The organism is Bacillus sp. JUb11 (assembly GCF_024807925.1).
GTDB classification, from domain to species: domain Bacteria; phylum Bacillota; class Bacilli; order Bacillales; family Bacillaceae; genus Bacillus; species Bacillus altitudinis.
Genome location: NZ_JANUEZ010000001.1, coordinates 168,472 through 190,099 on the forward strand (window position 1 = coordinate 168,472; position 21,628 = coordinate 190,099).

The following is a 21,628-nucleotide window of genomic DNA, read 5'->3' on the forward strand; positions in this document are numbered from 1 at the left end:
TTCTCATGGAAGTGGGTTATTTTTTTATGAAAAGGGTCTAATCCTCTGAGGGAGCTCGTATACATACTAGTACAAACCACTAGAGGAGGGTGAAGTATGCTGAAAAAAGGAACTACAGCAGCTGTTACGTGTATTGCGTCAGCCATGCTTTTATCAGGATGCGGATTGTTTCAAACAGACCAAGCGAAAACAGAGATTGATCCACCACAAAATGTCACATTTGTGAAAGAAAATAAAGAAGAGAAACAAACAGCGAAAGAAGGAAAAGAAGAGAAGCAAGCAGATACCGTCATGAGAGAATTATATTTAATTGATAAAAATGGATATGTTGTGTCTCAATCCATTCCGCTGCCGAAAAACGAAGGAAGTGCGAAACAAACACTTGAATACCTCGTAGACGGGGGACCGATTTCTAACCTGATGCCAAATGGATTCAGAGCCGTGCTGCCGGCGGACACGAGCGTATCTGTCGATATTAAAGATGGCACTGCGGTTGTGGATTTCTCAAATGAATTCAAAAATTATAAAAAAGAAGATGAACAGCGCATTTTGCAATCGGTCACTTGGACATTAACGCAGTTTGATTCAGTAGCGAAAGTCAAATTAAAGATGAATGGCCATGAATTAAAAGAGATGCCTGTGAATGGGACGCCGATTTCAGATGATTTAAGCAGAGAGGACGGCATTAATATTCAGCACGAGGCTGCGGCTGATATGACATCGACAAAGCCTGTGACCGTCTACTATTTAGCTGAATCTGACAAACAGACGTACTATGTCCCGGTGACCAAAAGAGCACCAAAAGACGATGATGATCCAATTACAGCAGCCATTGATGAGCTCGTCTCTGGGCCAAGCAAAACAAGCCAATTGCTGACAGACTTTGATCAAGATGTGAAGCTCAATGATGTCCCGAAAGTAAAAGACGGTCATGTGACACTAGATTTCAATGAATCCATTTTTGGCAGTGCAGATGAAAAGAAAAAAGTCATTTCGCAAAAAGTTCTTGATAGCATTGTGCTGACATTAACAGAGCTGCCAGATGTGAAAAGCGTGTCTGTGAAGGTAAACGGAAAGGCAGATCTTGTGAACGAAAAAGGAACAGAACTCACAAAGCCAGTTTCAAGACCAGAACAAGTGAATACAGGTAGTTTTTAACGTCACACATTGATATAATGGAGAAAAAGAGGCATGCACATTCGCTGCCTCTTTTTTATTCCAAGCGATTAGAACGGATCGAGGTTGTCAAAGTTAATAGGAGAACCCCGCTGACACCCGCGCGGAATGTATATTGTAACGGAGGTAAAACATGAGATTAGATGAAAGACAATACGACGAATTAAGAAAAATTGAAATACAGGCAGGCTACATCACGCACCCAGAAGGCTCTGTCTTAATCTCAGCGGGAAATACGAAGGTGATTTGTAACGCATCTATCGAGGACCGCGTACCTCCTTTTTTAAGAGGAGAAGGAAAAGGCTGGATTACAGCAGAATATAGCATGCTTCCAAGAGCAACGGCTCAAAGAACGATAAGAGAATCATCTAAAGGAAAAGTCACAGGACGTACAATGGAGATCCAGCGTTTAATTGGACGAGCTCTGCGCGCAGTCGTTGACTTAGAAAAGCTTGGTGAGCGCACCATTTGGATTGATTGTGATGTCATTCAAGCAGACGGCGGAACACGCACAGCATCTATTACAGGTGCATTTGTGGCCATGACACTAGCGATTCAAAAGCTTCAATCAGCAGGCGTTTTGAAAGAAAATCCGATCACTGATTATTTAGCCGCAATATCCGTCGGAATTGATTCTAAACAGGGACTTCTGTTAGATTTAAATTATGAAGAAGATTCTTCAGCTGAAGTGGATATGAATGTCATCATGACAGGCGCTGGACGCTTTGTTGAACTTCAAGGCACTGGCGAAGAAGCGACATTCTCAAGAGAACAACTAAACGGACTGCTTGATTTAGCCGAAAAAGGCATCAAAGAATTAATTGAAAAGCAAAAAGCAGTGACAGGAGAAGTTATCGAATAAAGAGAAGGGTTTGATCAGGATGAAAACTGCCATCATCGCAACGCACAATGCGGGCAAAGCGAAAGAATTCAAAGCCATTCTTGAGCCAAAAGGATTCACGGTCAAAACACTAGCGGACATCGGATTTACGGAAGAGATTGAAGAAACAGGACATACCTTTGAAGAAAATGCGATCATCAAAGCCGAGGCCATTCAAGCCAAAGCAGGTGAAATGGTGATTGCAGACGACTCGGGTCTGTCAATTGATTACCTTGGGGGAAAACCTGGCGTCTATTCAGCGAGGTACGCGGGCGAGCATAAAGACGATGCCGAGAACGTGGAAAAGGTGCTGAATGAGCTGCAAGGCATCGAAAAAGAAGACCGCACTGCTAGATTCAGATGTGCCCTGGCTGTCAGTATACCGGGGAAAGAAACAAAAACGGTAGAAGGATCAGTAGAAGGCTTCATCGCAGAAGAACCGATCGGCGAAAACGGCTTCGGATACGACCCGATTTTCATCGTCAAAGACAAAGACCAGACGATGGCCGAGTTATCACCAGAGGAAAAAAACAAGATCAGCCATCGAGCGGTCGCGCTTCAAAAGCTTTCATCACTGCTAGACGCAAATGAATAAGGGGGAATGAAGCCATGAAGATACTCATCATTAGTGACAGTCATGGACTCACAGACGAACTTCAAACCATTGCCAAACGGCATGCGGCTGAAGTGGACATGATGATTCACTGCGGAGATTCAGAACTCGAAACGAACCACCCAGCACTCGAAGGATACAAAGTCGTCAAAGGAAATTGTGACTTTATGGGCGATTTTGAAGAAGAACTCCTGCTCCCACTGGATGGAGGCGGAAAACTATTTCTTACTCACGGACATCTGCATGGCATCAAACAATCCTTGCTTCAAGTCTACTACCGTGCAGAAGAGCTAGGCGCAGACATTATCTGCTTTGGCCACTCGCACATCCCTGGCAGTGAACTGCTAAGAGGAAAACTGCTCATTAACCCAGGTAGTGTGCACCTGCCAAGAGTGCGCAAAGAGCGCAGCTATGCTATACTGACACTAGATGGAAGCGAAGCAAACGTACAGTTTTTCACGGACGAAGGTCACGTCATCCAAGACCTCGAAAACACCGTCACATTGGAAGGTATTTCATAAGGGTGCAGCATTTGCCCCTTATGAAAAAACTTTCGAAAAACCGTTGACTTTAAAGAACAATAGTAATATAATAAATCTTGTCGCTGAGGTAATACGCCAAAGCACACTACATAACAACATGTCCCAGTAGCTCAGCAGGATAGAGCAACGGCCTTCTAAGCCGTCGGTCGGGAGTTCGAATCTCTCCTGGGACGTACTAAATTTAAAGCCTGAAATCCTTTATTATCAAGGGGTTCAGGCTTTTTTGTTCTTTAGAACATAAGTTCGTAAATTGCTTCAAAACAGGGCTTTGGGAGCGGATTTATTTTTAAGTATTTCCGTTCCCTGTTTTTGTATCGAAGAATCTATCAAAATGCGTGGACGGAAAGATATTGTTTGAAATAAACTCAATGCCATGCCGGAGAGTGTGAAGGATAGACCAACAAGCTCACATGAATATATTTTTCTTCTCTCAAAATCACAAAAGTATTATTACGCTTATGAAGCGATTAAAGAAGAAGCTGCTTATAAACCGTTTGCAGATCCACCAAGAGAATCAAAAGGAGCATTCGCGGGAAGTATTTTGACTTAGCCTTCAAAGCTATCAGAAATAAGCGGAATAAGCGTTCAGTCTGGACCGTTGCGACCAAGCCAACCAAAGATGCTCACTTTGCTACCTATTCAGTTGAACTGATAGAGCCGTGTGTATGAGCTGGATGCCTTGTTGATGGCATTGTATTGGATCCATTCATGGGATCAGGAACAACAGGTATAGTTGCACTCAAGCATAGTAGAAATTTTATCGGAATTGAATCCAGAATATATAAAGAGCGCAAACAAACGCTTAAACGGCGTGCAAATTGAACTGTTGCATCACCTATAAACAGCCTAGCGGCTTAGGAGGAAAAAGGCCTCGCTACTGATGAATATGAGGTTTTAAAGACGACCGTCAATGAATTTGAAGAGGCTCTGGAATCAATTCGGGGAGAGGCTGAAAGCAACAGCCCTTAGGCCGCAAGGTAAACGGTTTTTGGGAGAGCAATATAAAGAGAAAGCCGACCTTGATTGAGATTTACTGTTTAGTTACATGTGTGAGGACAACAATACCAGGGGTTATAAAATATTGGTATTGTTGTTCGTCATGAGATTAAAAAATGGGTGGCGTAACCGAAAATAACACGATTGCATTTTCCTTGAATGGGTTTTCCCACATATGTCTTAGGTTTGTCGGTATTTTTACACTATCTCCAGTCTCTAAAATATACTCATCTTCATTTAAATACACTTTAATCTTTCCTTGGAGTATATAAGCGATTTCTTCACTAGGGTGTTCCATAAGTTTCTCGGAGGAGGAAGAATTTGGCGGGACATTCATGATAACTGTTGCCATTTCCCCATTAAAGTCAGGTGTTAATAGTTCATATGATAAATTATCAACAATCATCTTCTTTCTCTCATTTGGCTTTATAATTAAATTTGAAGTTTCTGTGTCTTCCAAAAAAAACATAAATGTCGGTATATTAAGGTTTTTAGCTAATATTTTTAAAGTTTGAATGGAGGGATTTGCTAATCCTCTTTCAATTTGACTTAGCATAGAAGGTGTAATTCCAGATAAATTTGCTAGCTCTTTACTACTGAAACCTTTAGCTTTTCTATATTTGGCAATCTTTTTACCAATATCTATGTCGTTCATAAAATTCGTCTCCTTTTATTAAATGAAATTAAATTAGTTAAATGTGTTTTAACAGACAGTTTGTTTTGTGTTAAACTATACTTAATTTAATTTAATTATAATTTATTTAGAGAGTTACCACAATAAAATGAGGTGAGATAATGAATCAAAAATTCGTGAATGATTTGAAAGGGCAATTTCCTTTGGTACAGAAACTTATTGATTTAGAAGAAGCTTTTTGGATTAACCCCAATACAGAATTATTTGAATCAGGAATTAAAAGGTCTTCTATATCGAAAAAGGATGTAAAAGAAGCCGAAAAGAGATTAGAACGTTTCTCTTCATATATTTCCAGTGTATTTCCTGAAACAAAACCAACTAGGGGCATTATTGAATCTCCTTTAGTGAATATCCCCATAATGAAGGAGTCGCTAGAGATTGAATATAATCAGTCCATACTAGGTGAAATGCTTTTAAAATGTGACAGTCACTTGCCTATATCGGGGTCTATTAAAGCTAGAGGAGGCATTTATGAGGTTCTCAAGCATGCAGAAGATTTAGCCATTCAAAATAAATTATTAACACTCGAAGACGATTATTCTATTTTAGACAGCGATATGTTTCGACGCTTTTTCTCTCAGTACTCAATTGTAGTAGGATCAACTGGAAATTTAGGTCTTAGTATTGGCATTATGAGTGCAAAACTTGGTTTCAATGTGACAGTACATATGTCCTCAGATGCAAAACAGTGGAAGAAGGATTTGCTAAGAAGTAAAAATGTTGAGGTAATAGAACATGAATCAGACTACAGCAAAGCAGTAGAAGAAGGTCGAAAACAAGCTGCAGTTGATCCTGCTTGTTATTTCATAGATGATGAAAACTCTAAAGATTTATTCTTAGGTTATGCAGTTGCTGCTTCTCGTTTAGACAAACAATTGAAAGATTTAGAGATCACTGTTGATGAGAATCATCCGCTGTTTGTTTACCTTCCATGCGGGGTGGGCGGAGGTCCTGCTGGAATAGCCTTTGGTTTGAAATTGTTTTACAGAGACGATGTTCATTGTTTTTTCGCTGAGCCCACGCACTCTCCTAGTATGTTACTGGGCTTAATGACGGGAAGACATGATCAAATTTCTGTACAAGAAATTGGTATTGACAATCAAACAGATGCAGATGGACTTGCAGTTGGAAGGCCATCAAGATTTGCTGGAAAGGTTATAGAACCGTTTTTAAGCGGAAATTATACTGTCAGCGATATGCATTTGTATAAATTGTTAAAACAATTGGCAGATACTCAAAATATCTATTTAGAACCTTCTGCACTAGCTGGTATGATAGGACCAATTAAATTAACGCAGAATGGAGCAGAATATATACAAAAACATAATTTGAAAGAAAAAATGCCAAGTGGAACCCATATAATATGGGCTACAGGTGGTAATATGGTTCCTGAAAATATAAAAGAGGAGTATTATAAAAAAGGAGAATTTTAAAGAAAATCCTCTTGAAATTTGTTTGTATGGTCGTCTTAATTTGAATTATGTAGCCAGGGAGCACTTTAAATAAATAAGTCCAAGACAGAGAGCCTGCGGACACTGATCAACACCTTTTACGGTTGCTGGTTGGTGTCCGTTTTTTATTTATCTGAACGGAGGATGAACATGAAGAAAGAGAAACCAAAAAAACAGCCGCAGAAACTCACTGACAGAGATTTAAGAGAATAACATGCAGTGTTTAAAAAGAGCTAAAGGCGGGGCATGCGTAGAAAATAAATGGGGAATTATCATGAATCAAACAAGTTTAGACATCCCGCAGATCGAAGAGCAAAAACTAGAGCAAAGATGGAAAGAATGCTAGAAAAGTATAAAATGTTAAGGCTTCAAACGCCGGAGGACTTTCTCCCGATAATTACAAAAACATATACCATTACGCAGCCTAGCTTTTCCATCAGTTTCATTCATTGACCGAGGATGCAGCTCTTAAAAAGATGGATTGGGAGATTGAGCGTGAAAAATATATGAAGCGAATCGAAAGGGGGATTATCGTCTTACGCAAAAAGAGCGCCGGGAGACGAACGCGTAGCCTATGCAATGATCAAGTTTACAAACGAGCAAGCAATAGAGTGGGAGCTTGCTACAAGAGCGGGGCAGGAACTCAAACATTTGAAAGAAGACGAGTTTTACGGTTACGGTGTAAATACGGGTATGGGCTGTTTCATGGATGCTGAGGCTGCATTATATTTACAAGCTTATGAGGATAAGCGCTTGAGCAAAACTACAAGCACACTTGGGACTGGCTTGTCACCCGTTTTCATGACAAGGTGGACATTGCCATGTTTACAACAGGCTTCGATGATGGGATGTATTCAAGCTTTTGGGGGCTGGATGAAAACGGGGATCCTGCTTGTCTTGTGACGGATTTTCTTATAGTGGACTGATGAGAAACCCATGAAACTATGGGTTTTTTTATTTGTTTCTGAATATCGTGTCTTTATAGAAATCGTGAAGGAGATAAAGTTGAAATAAATAAAAGTTGAACGGAAGAAAAATAGATAAATATACAACGATTAGTGAATCGGTATTAGATAATAAAGTGTTAAATTATTAAAAATATAACAAAAGTATGAAGAAAGCCATAAAAAAACCGATAAATGTTGAGTACACAATTTTAAGGAGTGATTTTCTTGAAAAGATTAGGATTAATATTCTTCCTATTAATCTCGTCATTAATTTATCCGTTACATTCAGTAAAAGCAGACACAGTAGAATGGAAAGAACAAGCAGATTTGCCAGAGGCACGTGTTGGTGCTAGTAGTGGAGTAGTTGACGGCAAGATATATATCATAGGTGGTCAGGGGCCAACTCAACGACAAGGTTCAGATCAAACCTTTGTTTATGATCCAAAGAAAAATGAATGGTCAAGTAAAACTTCAATGCCAACTCCGAGATATGGGGCTGCTACGGCGATTTTAAATGACCAAATATATGTTATAGGTGGAATGTCTACAGATGGAGTAGTAAAGACAGTTGAAGTTTATAATACTAAAAATGATTCGTGGGAAAAGCTTGAAGATATTCCACTGGAAACAAAAGTTTCACCATATAGAATATATGCGAGCAGTGTAAAAGGGAAAATCTTAGTTGTCGCAAAAGAAGGTAACTATCAAATGAAAACATACAGCTATGACCCGGATACGAAAAAATGGGAAAAGAAAAGTTCTTTAGATTATAATGTGACTGCCGGAACGTTGAATGAGATAGATGGTAAGTTATATTTATCTGGGGGAACAGAGGGTTTAAATAAAATGATCGGTGAATACGATCCTGACACAGATACGTGGATGAAAAAGCAAGGTGGTTGGTCAGCGGGGTATTATGCGACAGCTGTTTACAATAATAAAGTTTTACTTACAGGTGGAACTGCTAGATTATCGGTACATGATGTAATGCTAGGGACCAGGTATAGCGTTCAAACACCTAAAACCTTTTATAGAAAGGGACACTCCGCTGCTATTGTCAATGATAATCTTTATATCATTGGGGGAGAAGAAAACACAAATGGTGATATGCCTCGTGCAAGAGAAAAATTTAAATCTGTCATATCACTTTCTCTAAAAGACGCATTACCTCAAGAAAACAACACCGAAACCCCAGGCGACAAAGACCCAGAACCAACAACACCACCAAAAGACGATGCAACAGATGAAGACGGCGATGCTCTACTTATCATCACAATGGTCAATGGCTTACAAAAAGAGTATGACCTTTCAATGAAAGAAGTCACCGCCTTTCTATCCTGGTACAAAAAACGTGATGCTGGCGAAGGTCCAGGGTTTTATGAAATTGACGAGCATGACAACAACAAAGGTCCTTTTGAAAGTAAAAAGGACTATGTGGTATTCAACAACATTCTCATGTTCGAGGTCAATAAATATAAGAAGTAATTGATATCAAAGCCATCTAGTCAAACTAGGTGGCTTTTGCGTTTGTTCGACAGTTTTCACCAATTTTAAGGCAAATTTAAGCTTCCATTTCATTTCAATTACATTAAATCTTTGTTACAATAAGACAGCTTTGCCCGAAGACACGTTCATACTTTGGACATCTTTTTTTCATCAATTCTTAAAATTTTTATGTTTTGATATGAAACTCTTTTGATGATCCATGCGTCTTTATAAGTGTCAAAAGAAAAGAGGTTATCAATATGCTATTCAAAAAGCTATCAGAAAATAAGTCTGTAAAATGGATAGGATATACAAGCTTTTACTTACTTATTTTGCTATTATTGTTCTTTATTTACGGATTCCATACAGCAAATACGGGATCATTCATTTACAACGATTTTTAATTGGAGATTAAACTATGAAACTATTACACACGATTCATGAATACCAACAAACGAAACCGACACAGCCAGCATTTGTTTCTCAACATGCTTCGATCACATATGATGAGCTTTGGCGTCTATCAGACCAAATGGCTGGTGCGATTGATACAGTCGCAACTGACAGTGCACCTGTCATTGTATACGGTCATATGGAGCCAGAGATGCTGATTTCTTTCTTAGGCACTGTGAAATCAGGCAGACCCTATATTCCGGTCGACATTTCAATACCTGCTGAACGTATCGTCTCAATTATTGAAAGCTCAAAAGCGAGTCTATTGATTTGTGCAAATGAGCAGAATGTATTAGATGTAGAAGAACACATTGAAGTAAAGAGTGCGGCATCGCTGTTATCGCTTGAAAAAGAAGCACCGCCATCCACGCAGTGGGTTCAACAAGATGATGTTTTCTACATTATTTATACGTCTGGCAGTACCGGAAAACCGAAAGGCGTTCAGGTAACAGCCAGCAATTTAGAAAGCTTTACAGGATGGATGTGCAGCGACTTCCCAATCGGCGAGGGGTGCATGTTCTTAAATCAAGCGCCGTTTTCTTTTGACTTATCAGTCATGGATCTCTATCCAGCGCTTCAATCAGGCGGCACGCTTTACTGTTTAGTGAAAGATCTTGTGAATAAGCCAAAGGATATGTTTGCAGCGCTTGGTCAATCTGACGTTGAAGTGTGGACATCAACACCTTCCTTTGTGCAAATGTGCTTAATGGATCCTTCCTTTACAGGGGAGCTTTTACCAGAGTTGAAAGTTTTCTTGTTCTGCGGAGAGGCACTTCCTGTCTCTGTAGCAAGCGCGCTTCTTGAGCGTTTTCCTAAGGCGCAGGTCTTTAATACGTATGGTCCGACTGAAGCAACTGTTGCGATCACATCGATTGAAGTCACCCAGGCCATTCTTGATCAGCACGATTCTTTACCAGTGGGTTATGCCAAACCGGATACAGAAATCGTCATATTAGATGAAGAAGGCAAGACACTCCCTGATGGGGAAAAAGGGGAAATTGTCATCGTGGGGCCAAGCGTCACAAAAGGCTACTTAGATGAAAAAGCCTTAACGGATAAAGTGTTTTTTGAACATGAAGGACGTCCTGCTTACCGCACAGGTGACGCAGGTGTGGCGCAGGATGGTTTGATTACGTGCCACGGTCGTCTGGACTATCAAATTAAGCTACATGGATACCGGATGGAGCTTGAAGAAATTGAATATCATGTGAGCGAGACAACGTATGTCAATGCTTGTGTGATTGTGCCGTTTCAGCCGAACGGTCATGTGGAGTACTTAATTGCAGCCATTGTTCCAGCAGCGCATTCCTTTGAAAAAGAATATCAGCTGACAAGTGCAATTAAGAAAGAAATGGCGGATTCACTGCCTGCGTACATGATTCCAAGAAAGTTTGTCTATCTTGAGCAGCTGTACATGACGCCAAACGGGAAGGTTGATCGTAAAAGAATCGCGAAAGAGGTTCTTCTATGATTCCGTTTAGTTCATTCTTTTTCTTCATTCTAATTGGTATTCTTCTTCTGCCGACGATGATTCTTGGTCTTCGCGGCAAAAGAATGCAAGGCTACAACATGTTTGCAACGGTTGTGGCACTCGCGCTTATTTTCTCAAAGGATGCACATGGCGCATTGCTGCTGTTCTTGTTTACAGTGTGGCAAGTCTTGATCATCCGCCTATACCTTGCGTACCGGCTGAAGGCGAACCGTGCGTCTGTCTTCTATATGGCAGTGGTGGCATCGATTTTGCCGCTTGTACTATCAAAGATTTTACCGTTCTTTTTAACTCATCAGCCGCATCAACCGCCGCCAATGAACTGGCTGAGCTTTTTGGGGATCTCGTACTTAACATTTAAAGGTGTTCAGTTAATTATCGAGACAAGAGACGGCTTGATTAAAAAGAAAATCCCGATTCACCGTTTGGTCTATTTCATCGTCTTTTTCCCGACGATTTCATCAGGCCCAATCGATCGTTATCGCCGGTTTGAAAAGGATATGGATACACCGCCTGAAAAAGAAGCGTACAGTGACCTTCTATATGCAGGGATTCATAAAATTTTTATTGGGTTCTTATATAAGTTCATTATTGGTTATCTCATTCACACATATATTCTCATGAATATTCATCACATTAGTAGCAGTCACTTTGTTCAACAGTTAACGTATATGTATGCGTACAGTATGTATTTGTTCTTTGACTTTGCTGGATATACAGCATTTGCTGTAGGTGTGAGTTATATCATGGGTATTAAATCACCAGAAAACTTTAATAAACCGTTTATCAGCCGTAATATTAAAGACTTCTGGAATCGCTGGCACATGTCGCTATCCTTCTGGTTCAGAGATTATGTGTTTATGAGATTTGTGTTCTTTATGACAAAGAAGAAGTGGATCAAGAACCGAATGGCTGTATCAAATATTGGGTACTTTGTCCTCTTTCTATTGATGGGTGCTTGGCATGGTCTCGCCCTTCAATACATTATTTACGGACTATACCATGCAGTTGTGATGTCCGGTTACAATTTATTTGAGAAGTGGAATAAAAAGCACAAGTGGTGGCCGGATAATAAGGTCACAATGGTAGTGTCGATCATTATTACATTCCATGTGATTTGTTTCGGATTTTATATTTTTTCAGGAAAACCATTTCATCATTAATGATTAAGGGAGTAGAGAATTATGGAATTTAAAAATCAAGTATACGGTATTATTGCAGAGGTTTGTCAGGACGACGTTGTGAAAGAAAATCCAGAGATTGCAATTTTTGACGAAGGTCTTCTAGATTCATTTGGTACAGTAGAACTACTTATGGCAATTGAAAGTCAACTTGGAATTACTGTTCCGATTACAGAGTTTGATCGTGATGTGTGGGATACACCGAATCACATTGCTGAGCAGCTGGCAGAGATGAAGTAATGAAAAAGCGTTTTTTTGGGCCGCTTATTTTAGCGGCTGTTCTATTCATTGGTGTTCTTCTTGTACCAAATGCATGGCTCTCACATCTGATCCCAAAAGACAAATTACAAAAGTCAGCCACAGAATTAGATCCAGGGATGTTCCAAGGGCTTTATTTACAAGATGAAATGCTAAAAGATCCAACTTATTTGCCGATCTATGGATCTTCTGAACTATCCCGTTTTGATCCATATCACCCTTCGAATTTCTTTCATGAAAATCCTCAAGGGTTTACACCTTATCTTGTTGGAAAAGGTGGATCGCAATCATTAATTCATGCCATGAACTTTGCGGCGCATATGGATGAATTAAAAGGGAAAAAGCTTGTGTTTATCGTGTCCCCGCAGTGGTTTGTCAAAGGGGGATCAGACGAGAATCACTTTGCTCCTAACTATTCAGCGCTTCAGGCGCTTGATCTTGCTTATAATAAAGAAATTGATCCAGCTGTGAAAAAAAAGCTCATCAAAAGGATCATGAAGTTTAAGGCAGTAAAGAACGACATGGTCATCACAGAGCTTTTTAAAGCAGAGCTTTCTGGGAACAAATTCGCTTATGGCGCGATTTCTCCTATTGCAAAAATGTATTATGGCATGCTTCAAAAGAAAGACATGTACTATACGATCGGATCTGGGCATGAGCGCAAGCTTCGTCCGTCTCCTTCAGTGAAAGGGAAAACATGGACTGAGCTTGAAAAAGAAGCGAGTGTCCTAGGATCTGAAAAAGCAGGGGACAACCCGTTTTATATTGATCAGAGACTGTTTGATCGTAAGCTGAAGCCGATCATGAAAAAGATGAAGGATTCTCGTCGTGACAATTCTTATGCAGCATCACCTGAATATAAAGATTTCCAGATCATGCTGGATATTTTAAAACAGGCAGGGGCGAAGCCTTTATTCGTGACGATTCCTGTCAACGGAAAATGGTATGATTACACTGGTTTTCCGAAAGAGGGACGTACAGATTATTATCAAAAAATCAATCGTCAAATTCGAGATAATGGGTATGAAGTCGCGGATTTGACTTCGCATGAGTATGACCCATATTTCTTTAAGGATACGATTCATGTGTCGTATAAAGGATGGGTATACATCGATAAGGCGATTGAAAAGTTCTACAAAGAGCAGTAGATTGCAGCAGCTTTCTGCTGCTTTTTGTTTGTTGTCGAATGAGTGGATTTCTTGTATAAATAAGGTGGAAGGGCTATGCTGAATATGGAGGCGATACGATGAATCGTTCTGAGAAAAAAGAACTATTAAAGCGTTCAAAGAAGCATTTTAATGATCATGCCTTTTGGGAAAAGTTAAAAAAGACGGCACAAAAAGCTGGAGTTTCTCTTGTCTATGCTGTGTTATTACTTTATTATACATTGCAAAAACCCGAAGTACCGGTTAAAGCGAAAACCCTCATCATTGGGGCGCTAGGGTACTTTATCCTTCCGATTGACCTGATCCCTGATACATTGGTGGGGATCGGCTACACAGATGATCTAGGCGCCATCACATTTGCTCTGCTTCAAGTCGCAATGTACATTGATGACGATGTCAAAGGAAAAGCAAAAGACAGGCTGGGAAAATGGTTCGGTGAAAAAAGCGATACGTCTTTCATTGATCAAAAGCTTGAAGATGGCGGTATGCCGTCTGCTTAAAGAAAAGCCTCCTAAACGGGGGCTTCAGCGTGTAGACAAACCCTCGCATTCTTTGTCAGTCCTGCGCTCCGGTGCTTGTTCTTCCTAGACTTCAAGGGTTTTCAACTACGCTGAAAAAAAGACAAAGGGCTAAAATAAAGGTCATTTTAGCCCTTTGTCAACAATCTATTGCCTCCTAAACGGAGGCTTTTTTCATTAACCTAAAAATTTCACACAAACCGGATGCGGAACGGTGATGTCTGATTGTAAGACAGTGAGTCGTCCCGTTTCTTTGTCACGTTTGTATAACACAAGGTTGCTAGATTCTTGGTTTGAGCCGACGAGAAATTCTTCTGTTGGATCAAGGACAAAGTCTCTAGGCCAATTTCCTTCAGATGAAGCAATGTCGACAAGGCTTAGTTTGCCATCATGATCTGCTTTGAAAATGGCAATGCTGTCATGTCCACGATTTCCTGCATACACAAAGTGACCGTCAGAAGACACATGAATGGCGCTGCCTTGATTATTCTCTGTGAAGTCATTAGGAATGGTTGCGATTGTTTGGATCTCTTCGAAATGACCATCTTCAAAGTAACGAAGTACAATGACCTCTGAGCTGAGCTCTGTCATCACATAGGCCACAGGTTTCGTTGGGTGGAATGTGATATGACGAGGGCCGCTTCCTGGTTTTGTTTCAAATGTATGGGCAAGCTCAAGTTTGCCGTTTTCTTTCTTATACGTATAAATTCCGTCTGTGCCAAGGTCAACAGCTACTGCAAATTGTTCATCAGGTGTCAAACCCATAAAGTGAGTGTGCGGTTTTTCTTGACGGTCTTCGTTTGGTCCAGTGCCTTCATGCTGCGCCTGTGACAGCGTGCGGATCACTGAGCCGTTTTCAGCATCAATTTCGTACATCTCTGCTGTTCCTTTATGATAGTTTGCTGTAAACGCTGTTTTCGTTTGGCTGTCCACGCTGACGTGACAAGGAGAAGCCCCATCGGCAAGCTCTTGGTTGATGAAACGAAGTGCGCCGGTGTCGGCATCAATTTGATACGCAGCAAGACCGCCCTGTGCTCCTTCTTTCACAACAGCATACACAAACTTTTGAGAATCTGAGACAGTTAAATATGTAGGATTTTCAAGTTCTGCAGCCACTTCTACTTGTTCAATCTGCTGCTTGTCCGTATTTAAAGTAAAAGAATAGATTCCTTTGCTGTCACCTTTTGTATACGTTCCGATATAACCTCTGATGTTAGCCATGTATTGCCCTCCTTCTATTAGATGCTCTCATTCTATCACAAATTCATAGGAAAACGCTTTAGAAAGGCATGCTGAAGAAAAAAACAAACGCAATGAAATCTCACAATATTCTTCAAAAACCGTGTGAAAAAATATTACAAAAGCTTGTTCAAAAGAAAACCGTTCATGTAGAGTAAATAAATTGAAGAAAAAATACAAAAAATTTTAAGTTTTTTCATTCCTTGTCTAGCAAAGGTGTAAGCGTATACATTTTATTTTGATTAGTCTAAATTGTCTAATAATTTTAAAAATGCTGTTGACACTGTATGGAAAGCGGCGTAAGATGGGTTCAACAAAAGCAAACAGACACGCAGAGTAAGCGTGAGACACTTCAATATAAAGTGTCTGAAAATTCAACTACTTTTTGTTTGAAAGAGAGGGTGCTCACTGAAGATGGAAGACCAAAAGGAACAGTGGATCTTTTTAAACGATGAACTCGTGAAAAAAGAGGATGCGAAAATTTCAGTTTATGATCATGGCTTCTTATATGGTGACGGTGTGTTCGAAGGAATACGTGTATATAACGGAAATATCTTTCGAATGAAAGAACATTTAGACCGCCTGTATGATTCCGCTAGATCCATTATGCTGAACATTCCATATTCACTTGAGGAGCTCACTGAAAAAATGATTCATACAGTTGAAAGGAACGGCCTAAAAGATGCCTATATCCGCCTTGTTGTCTCAAGAGGAGCCGGTGATCTTGGCTTAGATCCAAACAACTGTGGGAGAGCCAATACAGTGATCATTGTAGAGCCGCTGGCCATCTTTCCAAAGCACCTATATGAAACAGGTATTGATATTGTGACAGTACCAACGAGGCGAAATCGTCCTGACGTACTAAGTCCAAAAGTGAAATCATTAAACTATTTGAATAACATCCTTGTCCGAATCGAAGCCCATATGGCCGGTGTGAGTGAAGCGCTGATGCTGAACGATCAAGGGTATGTGGCAGAAGGTTCTGCAGACAATGTGTTTATTTATAAAAAAGGTAAGCTCTATACACCGCCAGGTTATATCGGCGCTCTTGAAGGCATCACAAGAAATGCCATCATGGAAATCGCAGAAGACTTAGGCTACGAAGTGAAAGAAGAACCTTTCACAAGACATGATGTGTATACAGCTGAAGAAGTCTTCCTGACAGGAACCGCTGCCGAAGTCATCGCTGTTGTAAAAGTTGATGGCCGTATCATTGGCGAAGGAAAACCAGGGTTCCACACAAACAAACTTCTTGAACAATTCCGCAAGCGAGTCGTTGAAGAAGGAGAAAAAGTAGTCTTTACCGATGAAAACATTCACGCAAGCTAAATAGATATCGATAAACGTTGAAGAGGACTAGTAGCTTTAGAGTCAGTATCTACAGAGAGCCGGTGCTAGCTGGAAACCGGTGTTACTTTCTAAAGTGAACTCACCTCTGAGTGTCTGCTTGAAATGATAGTAGGGCAGACCGAGTGACATTGCATCACTCGTTACCAAAATGGATGAAAGATGTCCATGAGACGGCAGCATGATTTGCCGTGAACAAGGGTGGTACCGCGAAAAACAAAGCTTTTTCGCCCCTTTGACCTAGTGAAAAGTAGTGTCATTGTGGGGTGAGAAGGCTTTTTTATATGGTCTCATATCTCTATCTTGAATGGAAAAGGGTGAAAGGACTTGACTGAAGCAAGACAAAGAGGAGGAAATCAAATGGGGACAAATGTACAAATGGAGACGGAAAAATCAAATGCACCACAAACGATGAGCGGTGCACTCATGTTAATTGAAGCACTCAAAAGAGAAAAAGTAGAAGTCATTTTTGGTTATCCTGGCGGAGCCGTTTTACCGATCTACGATAAAATTTACGATTCTGGTTTATTTCATGTCCTGCCAAGACATGAGCAAGGAGCGATTCACGCAGCGGAGGGATACGCAAGAGTATCTGGTAAACCAGGCGTTGTTATTGCCACATCAGGACCGGGGGCAACAAACCTAGTCACAGGAATTGCGGATGCGATGATTGATTCACTACCTATGGTTATCTTCACTGGACAGGTGGCAACCTCAGTCATTGGATCAGATGCTTTCCAAGAAGCAGATGTACTTGGTATCACAATGCCAATCACAAAACACAGCTATCAAGTGAGACGTCCAGAAGAGTTACCGGGTGTCATTAAAGAGGCATTTCACATCGCAACAACCGGCAGACCTGGTCCAGTCTTGATTGATATTCCAAAAGATGTTGCTGGCATTGAAGGGACATTTGAATACGATCAGCCAATCGACTTGCCTGGTTATCAGCCGAAAATTGAGCCGAATTATTTGCAAATTCGCAAGTTAGTAGAAGCTGTAAGCAGAGCAAAGAAACCAGTTATTCTAGCAGGAGCTGGCGTTCTTCACGGCAAAGCGTCGGAAGAATTAAGGCAATATGTAGAGCAGCAGCAAATCCCTGTCGCTCATACATTGCTTGGGCTTGGTGGATTCCCAGCGAAGCACCCTCTTTTCCTAGGAATGGCGGGTATGCACGGCACATATGCAGCGAACATGGCACTACATCAATGTGACTTACTCATTTCAATCGGAGCGAGATTTGATGACAGGGTAACCGGCAACCTCAATCATTTTGCAAAGCATGCGAAGGTGGCTCATATTGACATCGACCCAGCGGAAATTGGTAAAAACATTCACACCCATATCCCAGTTGTTGGTGACAGTAAGCTAGTGCTTCAAGAACTGATCAAGCAGGACGGGAAACAAGGTGAATCAGACGAGTGGAAGAGCCAGCTAAATCAGTGGAAGGAAGAATATCCACTCTGGTATGTCGAAAACGAAGCTGAAGGCTTTAAGCCTCAAAAGCTGATCGAATACATTCATCAATTTACAAAAGGTGAAGCCATTGTGGCAACTGATGTCGGACAGCACCAAATGTGGGCTGCACAGTTCTATCCATTCGAAAATGCCGATAAATGGGTGACATCTGGTGGGCTTGGCACAATGGGATTTGGTTTACCGGCAGCGATTGGCGCGCAGCTAGCTGATCAAGAGGCAACGGTTGTAGCGATTTTAGGAGACGGAGGTTTCCAAATGACCCTGCAAGAACTTGCCGTTATCCGTGAGCTGAACCTTCCAGTGAAAGTGATTGTTCTCAATAATCACAGTCTTGGAATGGTAAGACAATGGCAAGAAATTTTTTACGAAGAACGCTACTCACATTCTAAATTTTCAGAGCAGCCAGACTTCGTAAAATTATCTGAAGCTTATGGCATTAAAGGGATCAGAATCTCATCAGACGAAGAGGCGCAAGAAAAGCTAGAAGAAGCATTAACGTCTAGAGAGCCTGTTTTCATCGATGTCAATGTAGCGAGAGATGAGAAAGTATTCCCGATGGTAGCACCGGGGAAAGGACTTCATGAGATGGTGGGGGTGAAACCTTGAAAAGAATTATTGTGTTGACTGTATTAAATCGATCAGGCGTACTGAACAGAATCACAGGCCTTTTTACCAAAAGACACTACAATATTGAAAGCATTACGGTCGGCCATTCTGAGATTCAAGATGTATCACGCATCACGTTCGTCGTCCATGTAGACCAGGAGAAAGACATCGAACAGCTGACAAAACAGCTGAACAAACAAATCGATGTCCTCAAAGTAACGGATATTACAAACCAATCAATCGTTCAGCGAGAGCTGGCTTTGATAAAAGTCGTATCTGCACCAGCATCTAGAATGGAGATCACGGGGGTCATTGAACCTTTTAGGGCTTCTATTGTAGATGTGAGCAGAGAAAGTGTCGTCATTCAGGTGACAGGTGAGTCTTCAAAAATTGAAGCACTCATTGAATTACTTAAGCCATACGGCATTAAAGAAGTCGCCAGAACTGGCACCACGGCCTTTGCGAGAGATAATCAGCAAAAGCCGCAAACAAATAAAACAATTTCAATTGTCTAAACAAAAGGAGAGAGTCAAATGGTAAAAGTATATTATAACGGTGATATTCAAGAAAACGTATTAAACGGTCAAAAGGTAGCTATCATTGGTTACGGATCACAAGGTCATGCACATGCATTGAACTTAAAAGAGAGCGGCGTAGATGTCATTGTCGGCGTAAGAAAAGGCGGATCTTATACAAAAGCACAAGAAGACGGTCATCAAGTATTCACAGTAAAAGAAGCAGCAGCACAAGCAGATGTCGTCATGGTATTACTTCCAGATGAGCAGCAAAAGAAAGTATATGATGAAGAAATCAAAGATCAATTAGAAGCAGGGAATTCACTTGTATTCGCACACGGATTCAACGTTCACTTCCATCAAATTGTTCCTCCAAGTGACGTAGATGTGTATCTTGTGGCTCCAAAAGGTCCAGGACATCTTGTAAGAAGAACATATGAGCAAGGCGCTGGTGTACCTGCACTATTTGCTATCTATCAAGATGTATCAGGTCAAGCGAAAGACAAAGCACTTGCTTATGCAAAAGCAATCGGCGGAGCAAGAGCGGGCGTTCTTGAAACAACATTTAAAGAAGAAACAGAAACGGATCTATTCGGTGAGCAGGCAGTTCTTTGTGGAGGTCTTACTTCATTAGTAAAAGCAGGTTTTGAAACATTAACAGAAGCTGGTTATCAGCCGGAGCTTGCATACTTCGAGTGTCTGCATGAACTGAAATTGATCGTTGACCTTATGTATGAAGAAGGATTAGAAGGTATGAGATATTCAATCTCTGATACAGCGCAGTGGGGTGACTTCGTATCAGGACCACGCGTTGTGGATGCAAAAGTAAAAGAATCAATGAAAGCAGTCTTGACTGACATCCAAAACGGAACATTCGCGAAAGAATGGATTGTTGAAAACCAAGTGAATCGTCCACGTTTCAATGCGATCAATGCAAATGAAAATGAGCACCAAATTGAAATCGTCGGAAGAAAGCTTCGTGAAATGATGCCTTTCGTTAAACAAGGAAAGAAAAAGGAAGCGGTGAGCGTCGGTGCGAAAAATTAATTTTTTTGACACAACACTTCGAGATGGAGAGCAATCACCAGGAGTGAACTTAAATGCACAAGAAAAGCTAATCATTGCTAAACAGCTTGAGCGCCTTGGGGTTAATATCATTGAAGCGGGTTTTCCCGCTTCATCCCGAGGGGATTTCTTAGGCGTACAAGAAATTGCAAGAACGATTAAGAACTGTTCAGTTGCAGGACTTGCACGATGTGTGAAAGGTGACATTGATGCTGCATGGGACGCATTAAAAGATGGAGCTCAACCAAGAATACACGTTTTTATTGCGACTTCTGACATTCACCTCAAGCATAAACTAAAGAAAACACGTGAAGAAGTGGTTGAACAAGCTGTTTCAATGGTGAAATACGCGAAAGAGCGCTTCCCAGTTGTTCAGTGGTCAGCAGAAGATGCATGCCGGACAGATCTTTCTTTCCTAGCAGAAATTGTAGAAAAAGTGATCGACGCAGGCGCAAGTGTCATTAACTTGCCTGACACTGTTGGATATCTAGCGCCAAAAGAGTACGGAAATATCTTTAAATATATGAAGGAACACGTTCCAAATATCGATCAAGTCATCTTGTCAGCACACTGTCATGATGATTTAGGAATGGCTGTAGCGAACTCACTTGCCGCCATTGAAAATGGAGCAGATCAAATTGAAACAGCTGTCAACGGTATTGGAGAGCGCGCAGGAAATGCTGCTTTAGAAGAAATTGCAGTTGCCCTTCATATTCGCAAAGACTTTTACCAAGTCGAATCAACCATTCAGTTGAATGAAATTAAGCGCACAAGTGATGTAGTGAGCAAATACTCAGGTATGATTGTACCGCGTAATAAAGCAGTCGTTGGAAACAATGCATTTGCCCATGAATCAGGTATTCACCAAGATGGATTCCTCAAAGAAAAAACAACCTATGAAATTATCTCTCCAGAGCTTGTAGGCGTCACAACAGATGTGCTTGTCCTTGGTAAACACTCCGGAAGACACGCGTTTAAAGACCGCTTAAAAACACTCGGCTTTAAATTGACTGAAGAAGAAATCAATAAGTTCTTCGAAACGTTTAAGAACTTAACAGAGAAGAAGAAAGAAATCACAGATGATGATTTGATCTCTATTATATTAGAAGAAAAAGTAGCAGATCGTAAAATTGGCTATGAATTTGAAAGTCTTCAAGTTCACTATGGGACAGAGCAAATGCCGACAGCAACAGTCTCTCTTAAAAATCAAGAAACGCAGGAAGTCATTCAAGAAGCAGCTACAGGTGCAGGCAGTGTAGAAGCTGTGTACAACACGCTTGAGCGCTGTATGGAGGAAAGAATTCATTTGCTAGATTATCGTATTCAATCCAATGGAAAAGGCAGAGACGCACTAGCGGAAGTATATGTCACTGTTTCAATAGAAGGAAAAGAAACAGCAGGACGCGGTGTAGCGCAAGATGTGCTGGAAGCATCGGCTAAAGCTTACGTCAATGCAGTGAATAGACATTTAATCTTTAAATCAAACCTAATAGAAATTGAGAAACATCACGCCATCTCATAAGAAAGG

Annotated in this window: 22 protein-coding genes, 1 tRNA gene, 1 pseudogene and 1 other annotated feature; of the genes and pseudogenes, 22 read left to right on the forward strand and 2 right to left on the reverse strand. The window is 40.8% G+C overall.

Going from position 1 to position 21,628, the window contains the following annotated elements:
• The first annotated feature begins 96 nt into the window (after window positions 1-96).
• The 7 genes from M2369_RS00805 to M2369_RS00835 all read left to right on the forward strand — a co-directional run bounded on the left by M2369_RS00805 (window position 97) and on the right by M2369_RS00835 (window position 4,033).
• Window positions 97-1,158 carry a GerMN domain-containing protein gene (locus M2369_RS00805; RefSeq protein ID WP_041506760.1) on the forward strand — a complete coding sequence of 354 codons (1,062 nt, stop codon included), beginning with the start codon at window positions 97-99 and terminating at the stop codon, window positions 1,156-1,158.
• A gap of 151 nt (window positions 1,159-1,309) precedes the next feature.
• Window positions 1,310-2,038: a ribonuclease PH gene (gene rph, locus M2369_RS00810; protein WP_024718627.1), complete on the forward strand. Its 729-nt coding sequence runs from the start codon at window positions 1,310-1,312 to the stop codon at window positions 2,036-2,038.
• A 10-nt stretch (window positions 2,039-2,048) separates the two neighbouring features.
• Window positions 2,049-2,651: an XTP/dITP diphosphatase gene (locus M2369_RS00815; protein WP_007501598.1), complete on the forward strand. Its 603-nt coding sequence runs from the start codon at window positions 2,049-2,051 to the stop codon at window positions 2,649-2,651.
• Between the two features lie 14 nt (window positions 2,652-2,665).
• Complete coding sequence (locus tag M2369_RS00820) at window positions 2,666-3,190, forward strand: YfcE family phosphodiesterase (protein ID WP_008345914.1); 525 nt, start codon at window positions 2,666-2,668, stop codon at window positions 3,188-3,190.
• A gap of 120 nt (window positions 3,191-3,310) precedes the next feature.
• Window positions 3,311-3,384 (forward strand) — tRNA-Arg (locus tag M2369_RS00825).
• A gap of 212 nt (window positions 3,385-3,596) precedes the next feature.
• Window positions 3,597-3,761, forward strand: a complete 165-nt coding sequence (locus tag M2369_RS00830) for a hypothetical protein (RefSeq protein WP_396126087.1) — start codon at window positions 3,597-3,599, stop codon at window positions 3,759-3,761.
• A gap of 158 nt (window positions 3,762-3,919) precedes the next feature.
• Complete coding sequence (locus M2369_RS00835) at window positions 3,920-4,033, forward strand: DNA methyltransferase (protein ID WP_235701794.1); 114 nt, start codon at window positions 3,920-3,922, stop codon at window positions 4,031-4,033.
• Between the two features lie 283 nt (window positions 4,034-4,316).
• On the opposite strand, the gene M2369_RS00840 is transcribed toward M2369_RS00835, so the two are convergent.
• Entirely contained in the window at window positions 4,317-4,862 is a 546-nt protein-coding gene (locus tag M2369_RS00840; protein ID WP_259253282.1) for a cupin domain-containing protein, read from the reverse strand.
• A 140-nt stretch (window positions 4,863-5,002) separates the two neighbouring features.
• Here M2369_RS00840 and M2369_RS00845 point away from each other — a divergent pair, with 140 nt between their 5' ends.
• The 10 genes and pseudogenes from M2369_RS00845 to M2369_RS00890 all read left to right on the forward strand — a co-directional run bounded on the left by M2369_RS00845 (window position 5,003) and on the right by M2369_RS00890 (window position 13,831).
• Window positions 5,003-6,334 carry a D-serine ammonia-lyase gene (locus tag M2369_RS00845; protein ID WP_259253283.1) on the forward strand — a complete coding sequence of 444 codons (1,332 nt, stop codon included), beginning with the start codon at window positions 5,003-5,005 and terminating at the stop codon, window positions 6,332-6,334.
• A gap of 232 nt (window positions 6,335-6,566) precedes the next feature.
• Window positions 6,567-6,698: a hypothetical protein gene (locus M2369_RS00850; RefSeq protein WP_259253284.1), complete on the forward strand. Its 132-nt coding sequence runs from the start codon at window positions 6,567-6,569 to the stop codon at window positions 6,696-6,698.
• 233 nt (window positions 6,699-6,931) lie between these two features.
• Window positions 6,932-7,278, forward strand: a pseudogene (locus M2369_RS00855) (DUF4241 domain-containing protein).
• A 246-nt stretch (window positions 7,279-7,524) separates the two neighbouring features.
• Window positions 7,525-8,784, forward strand: coding sequence for a Kelch repeat-containing protein (locus M2369_RS00860; protein WP_483861611.1), 1,260 nt, complete (start codon window positions 7,525-7,527; stop codon window positions 8,782-8,784).
• A 254-nt stretch (window positions 8,785-9,038) separates the two neighbouring features.
• Entirely contained in the window at window positions 9,039-9,188 is a 150-nt protein-coding gene (locus tag M2369_RS00865; protein ID WP_024427820.1) for a teichoic acid D-Ala incorporation-associated protein DltX, read from the forward strand.
• A gap of 14 nt (window positions 9,189-9,202) precedes the next feature.
• Window positions 9,203-10,708, forward strand: a complete 1,506-nt coding sequence (gene dltA / locus M2369_RS00870; protein WP_259253286.1) for a D-alanine--poly(phosphoribitol) ligase subunit DltA — start codon at window positions 9,203-9,205, stop codon at window positions 10,706-10,708.
• Window positions 10,705-11,889, forward strand: coding sequence for a D-alanyl-lipoteichoic acid biosynthesis protein DltB (dltB, locus tag M2369_RS00875; protein WP_035391213.1), 1,185 nt, complete (start codon window positions 10,705-10,707; stop codon window positions 11,887-11,889). The genes dltA and dltB overlap by 4 nt, the downstream gene beginning before the upstream one ends.
• Before the next feature lie 21 nt (window positions 11,890-11,910).
• On the forward strand, window positions 11,911-12,147 hold the full coding sequence (gene dltC, locus M2369_RS00880; protein WP_003216498.1) for a D-alanine--poly(phosphoribitol) ligase subunit 2: 237 nt from the start codon (window positions 11,911-11,913) through the stop codon (window positions 12,145-12,147).
• The gene (gene dltD, locus M2369_RS00885) at window positions 12,147-13,313 is read left to right on the forward strand and encodes a D-alanyl-lipoteichoic acid biosynthesis protein DltD (RefSeq protein WP_259253287.1); all 1,167 of its coding nucleotides are present in this window, start codon (window positions 12,147-12,149) and stop codon (window positions 13,311-13,313) included. Before dltC ends, dltD begins: the two co-directional genes overlap by 1 nt.
• A gap of 98 nt (window positions 13,314-13,411) precedes the next feature.
• Complete coding sequence (locus tag M2369_RS00890; RefSeq protein ID WP_008342863.1) at window positions 13,412-13,831, forward strand: YkvA family protein; 420 nt, start codon at window positions 13,412-13,414, stop codon at window positions 13,829-13,831.
• 195 nt (window positions 13,832-14,026) lie between these two features.
• Here the strand turns inward: M2369_RS00890 and M2369_RS00895 are convergent, their stop codons facing one another.
• Window positions 14,027-15,070, reverse strand: coding sequence for a lactonase family protein (locus M2369_RS00895; RefSeq protein ID WP_024718416.1), 1,044 nt, complete (start codon window positions 15,068-15,070; stop codon window positions 14,027-14,029).
• A 432-nt stretch (window positions 15,071-15,502) separates the two neighbouring features.
• Here M2369_RS00895 and ilvE point away from each other — a divergent pair, with 432 nt between their 5' ends.
• The 5 genes from ilvE to M2369_RS00920 all read left to right on the forward strand — a co-directional run bounded on the left by ilvE (window position 15,503) and on the right by M2369_RS00920 (window position 21,622).
• Window positions 15,503-16,417: a branched-chain-amino-acid transaminase gene (gene ilvE, locus M2369_RS00900; RefSeq protein WP_008342856.1), complete on the forward strand. Its 915-nt coding sequence runs from the start codon at window positions 15,503-15,505 to the stop codon at window positions 16,415-16,417.
• 8 nt (window positions 16,418-16,425) lie between these two features.
• Window positions 16,426-16,673, forward strand: a binding site (T-box leader).
• 122 nt (window positions 16,674-16,795) lie between these two features.
• Entirely contained in the window at window positions 16,796-18,520 is a 1,725-nt protein-coding gene (ilvB, locus tag M2369_RS00905) for an acetolactate synthase large subunit (protein WP_259253288.1), read from the forward strand.
• On the forward strand, window positions 18,517-19,035 hold the full coding sequence (ilvN, locus tag M2369_RS00910; protein ID WP_007501584.1) for an acetolactate synthase small subunit: 519 nt from the start codon (window positions 18,517-18,519) through the stop codon (window positions 19,033-19,035). Before ilvB ends, ilvN begins: the two co-directional genes overlap by 4 nt.
• An 18-nt stretch (window positions 19,036-19,053) precedes the next feature.
• Entirely contained in the window at window positions 19,054-20,082 is a 1,029-nt protein-coding gene (gene ilvC / locus M2369_RS00915; protein WP_007501581.1) for a ketol-acid reductoisomerase, read from the forward strand.
• Window positions 20,069-21,622: a 2-isopropylmalate synthase gene (locus M2369_RS00920; RefSeq protein ID WP_008342850.1), complete on the forward strand. Its 1,554-nt coding sequence runs from the start codon at window positions 20,069-20,071 to the stop codon at window positions 21,620-21,622. The genes ilvC and M2369_RS00920 overlap by 14 nt, the downstream gene beginning before the upstream one ends.
• Window positions 21,623-21,628: the final 6 nt, after the last annotated feature.

What these genes read in the sequence shown, in the direction of transcription:
- M2369_RS00805 (WP_041506760.1), top strand. Translation starts at nt 97, where the DNA reads ATGCTGAAAAAAGGAACTACAGCAGCTGTTACGTGTATTGCGTCAGCC.
- rph (WP_024718627.1), top strand. Translation starts at nt 1,310, where the DNA reads ATGAGATTAGATGAAAGACAATACGACGAATTAAGAAAAATTGAAATA.
- M2369_RS00820 (WP_008345914.1), top strand. Translation starts at nt 2,666, where the DNA reads ATGAAGATACTCATCATTAGTGACAGTCATGGACTCACAGACGAACTT.
- M2369_RS00835 (WP_235701794.1), top strand. Translation starts at nt 3,920, where the DNA reads ATGGGATCAGGAACAACAGGTATAGTTGCACTCAAGCATAGTAGAAAT.
- M2369_RS00840 (WP_259253282.1), bottom strand. Translation starts at nt 4,862, where the DNA reads ATGAACGACATAGATATTGGTAAAAAGATTGCCAAATATAGAAAAGCT.
- M2369_RS00845 (WP_259253283.1), top strand. Translation starts at nt 5,003, where the DNA reads ATGAATCAAAAATTCGTGAATGATTTGAAAGGGCAATTTCCTTTGGTA.
- M2369_RS00850 (WP_259253284.1), top strand. Translation starts at nt 6,567, where the DNA reads ATGCAGTGTTTAAAAAGAGCTAAAGGCGGGGCATGCGTAGAAAATAAA.
- dltA (WP_259253286.1), top strand. Translation starts at nt 9,203, where the DNA reads ATGAAACTATTACACACGATTCATGAATACCAACAAACGAAACCGACA.
- dltB (WP_035391213.1), top strand. Translation starts at nt 10,705, where the DNA reads ATGATTCCGTTTAGTTCATTCTTTTTCTTCATTCTAATTGGTATTCTT.
- dltC (WP_003216498.1), top strand. Translation starts at nt 11,911, where the DNA reads ATGGAATTTAAAAATCAAGTATACGGTATTATTGCAGAGGTTTGTCAG.
- dltD (WP_259253287.1), top strand. Translation starts at nt 12,147, where the DNA reads ATGAAAAAGCGTTTTTTTGGGCCGCTTATTTTAGCGGCTGTTCTATTC.
- M2369_RS00890 (WP_008342863.1), top strand. Translation starts at nt 13,412, where the DNA reads ATGAATCGTTCTGAGAAAAAAGAACTATTAAAGCGTTCAAAGAAGCAT.
- M2369_RS00895 (WP_024718416.1), bottom strand. Translation starts at nt 15,070, where the DNA reads ATGGCTAACATCAGAGGTTATATCGGAACGTATACAAAAGGTGACAGC.
- ilvE (WP_008342856.1), top strand. Translation starts at nt 15,503, where the DNA reads ATGGAAGACCAAAAGGAACAGTGGATCTTTTTAAACGATGAACTCGTG.
- ilvB (WP_259253288.1), top strand. Translation starts at nt 16,796, where the DNA reads ATGGGGACAAATGTACAAATGGAGACGGAAAAATCAAATGCACCACAA.
- ilvC (WP_007501581.1), top strand. Translation starts at nt 19,054, where the DNA reads ATGGTAAAAGTATATTATAACGGTGATATTCAAGAAAACGTATTAAAC.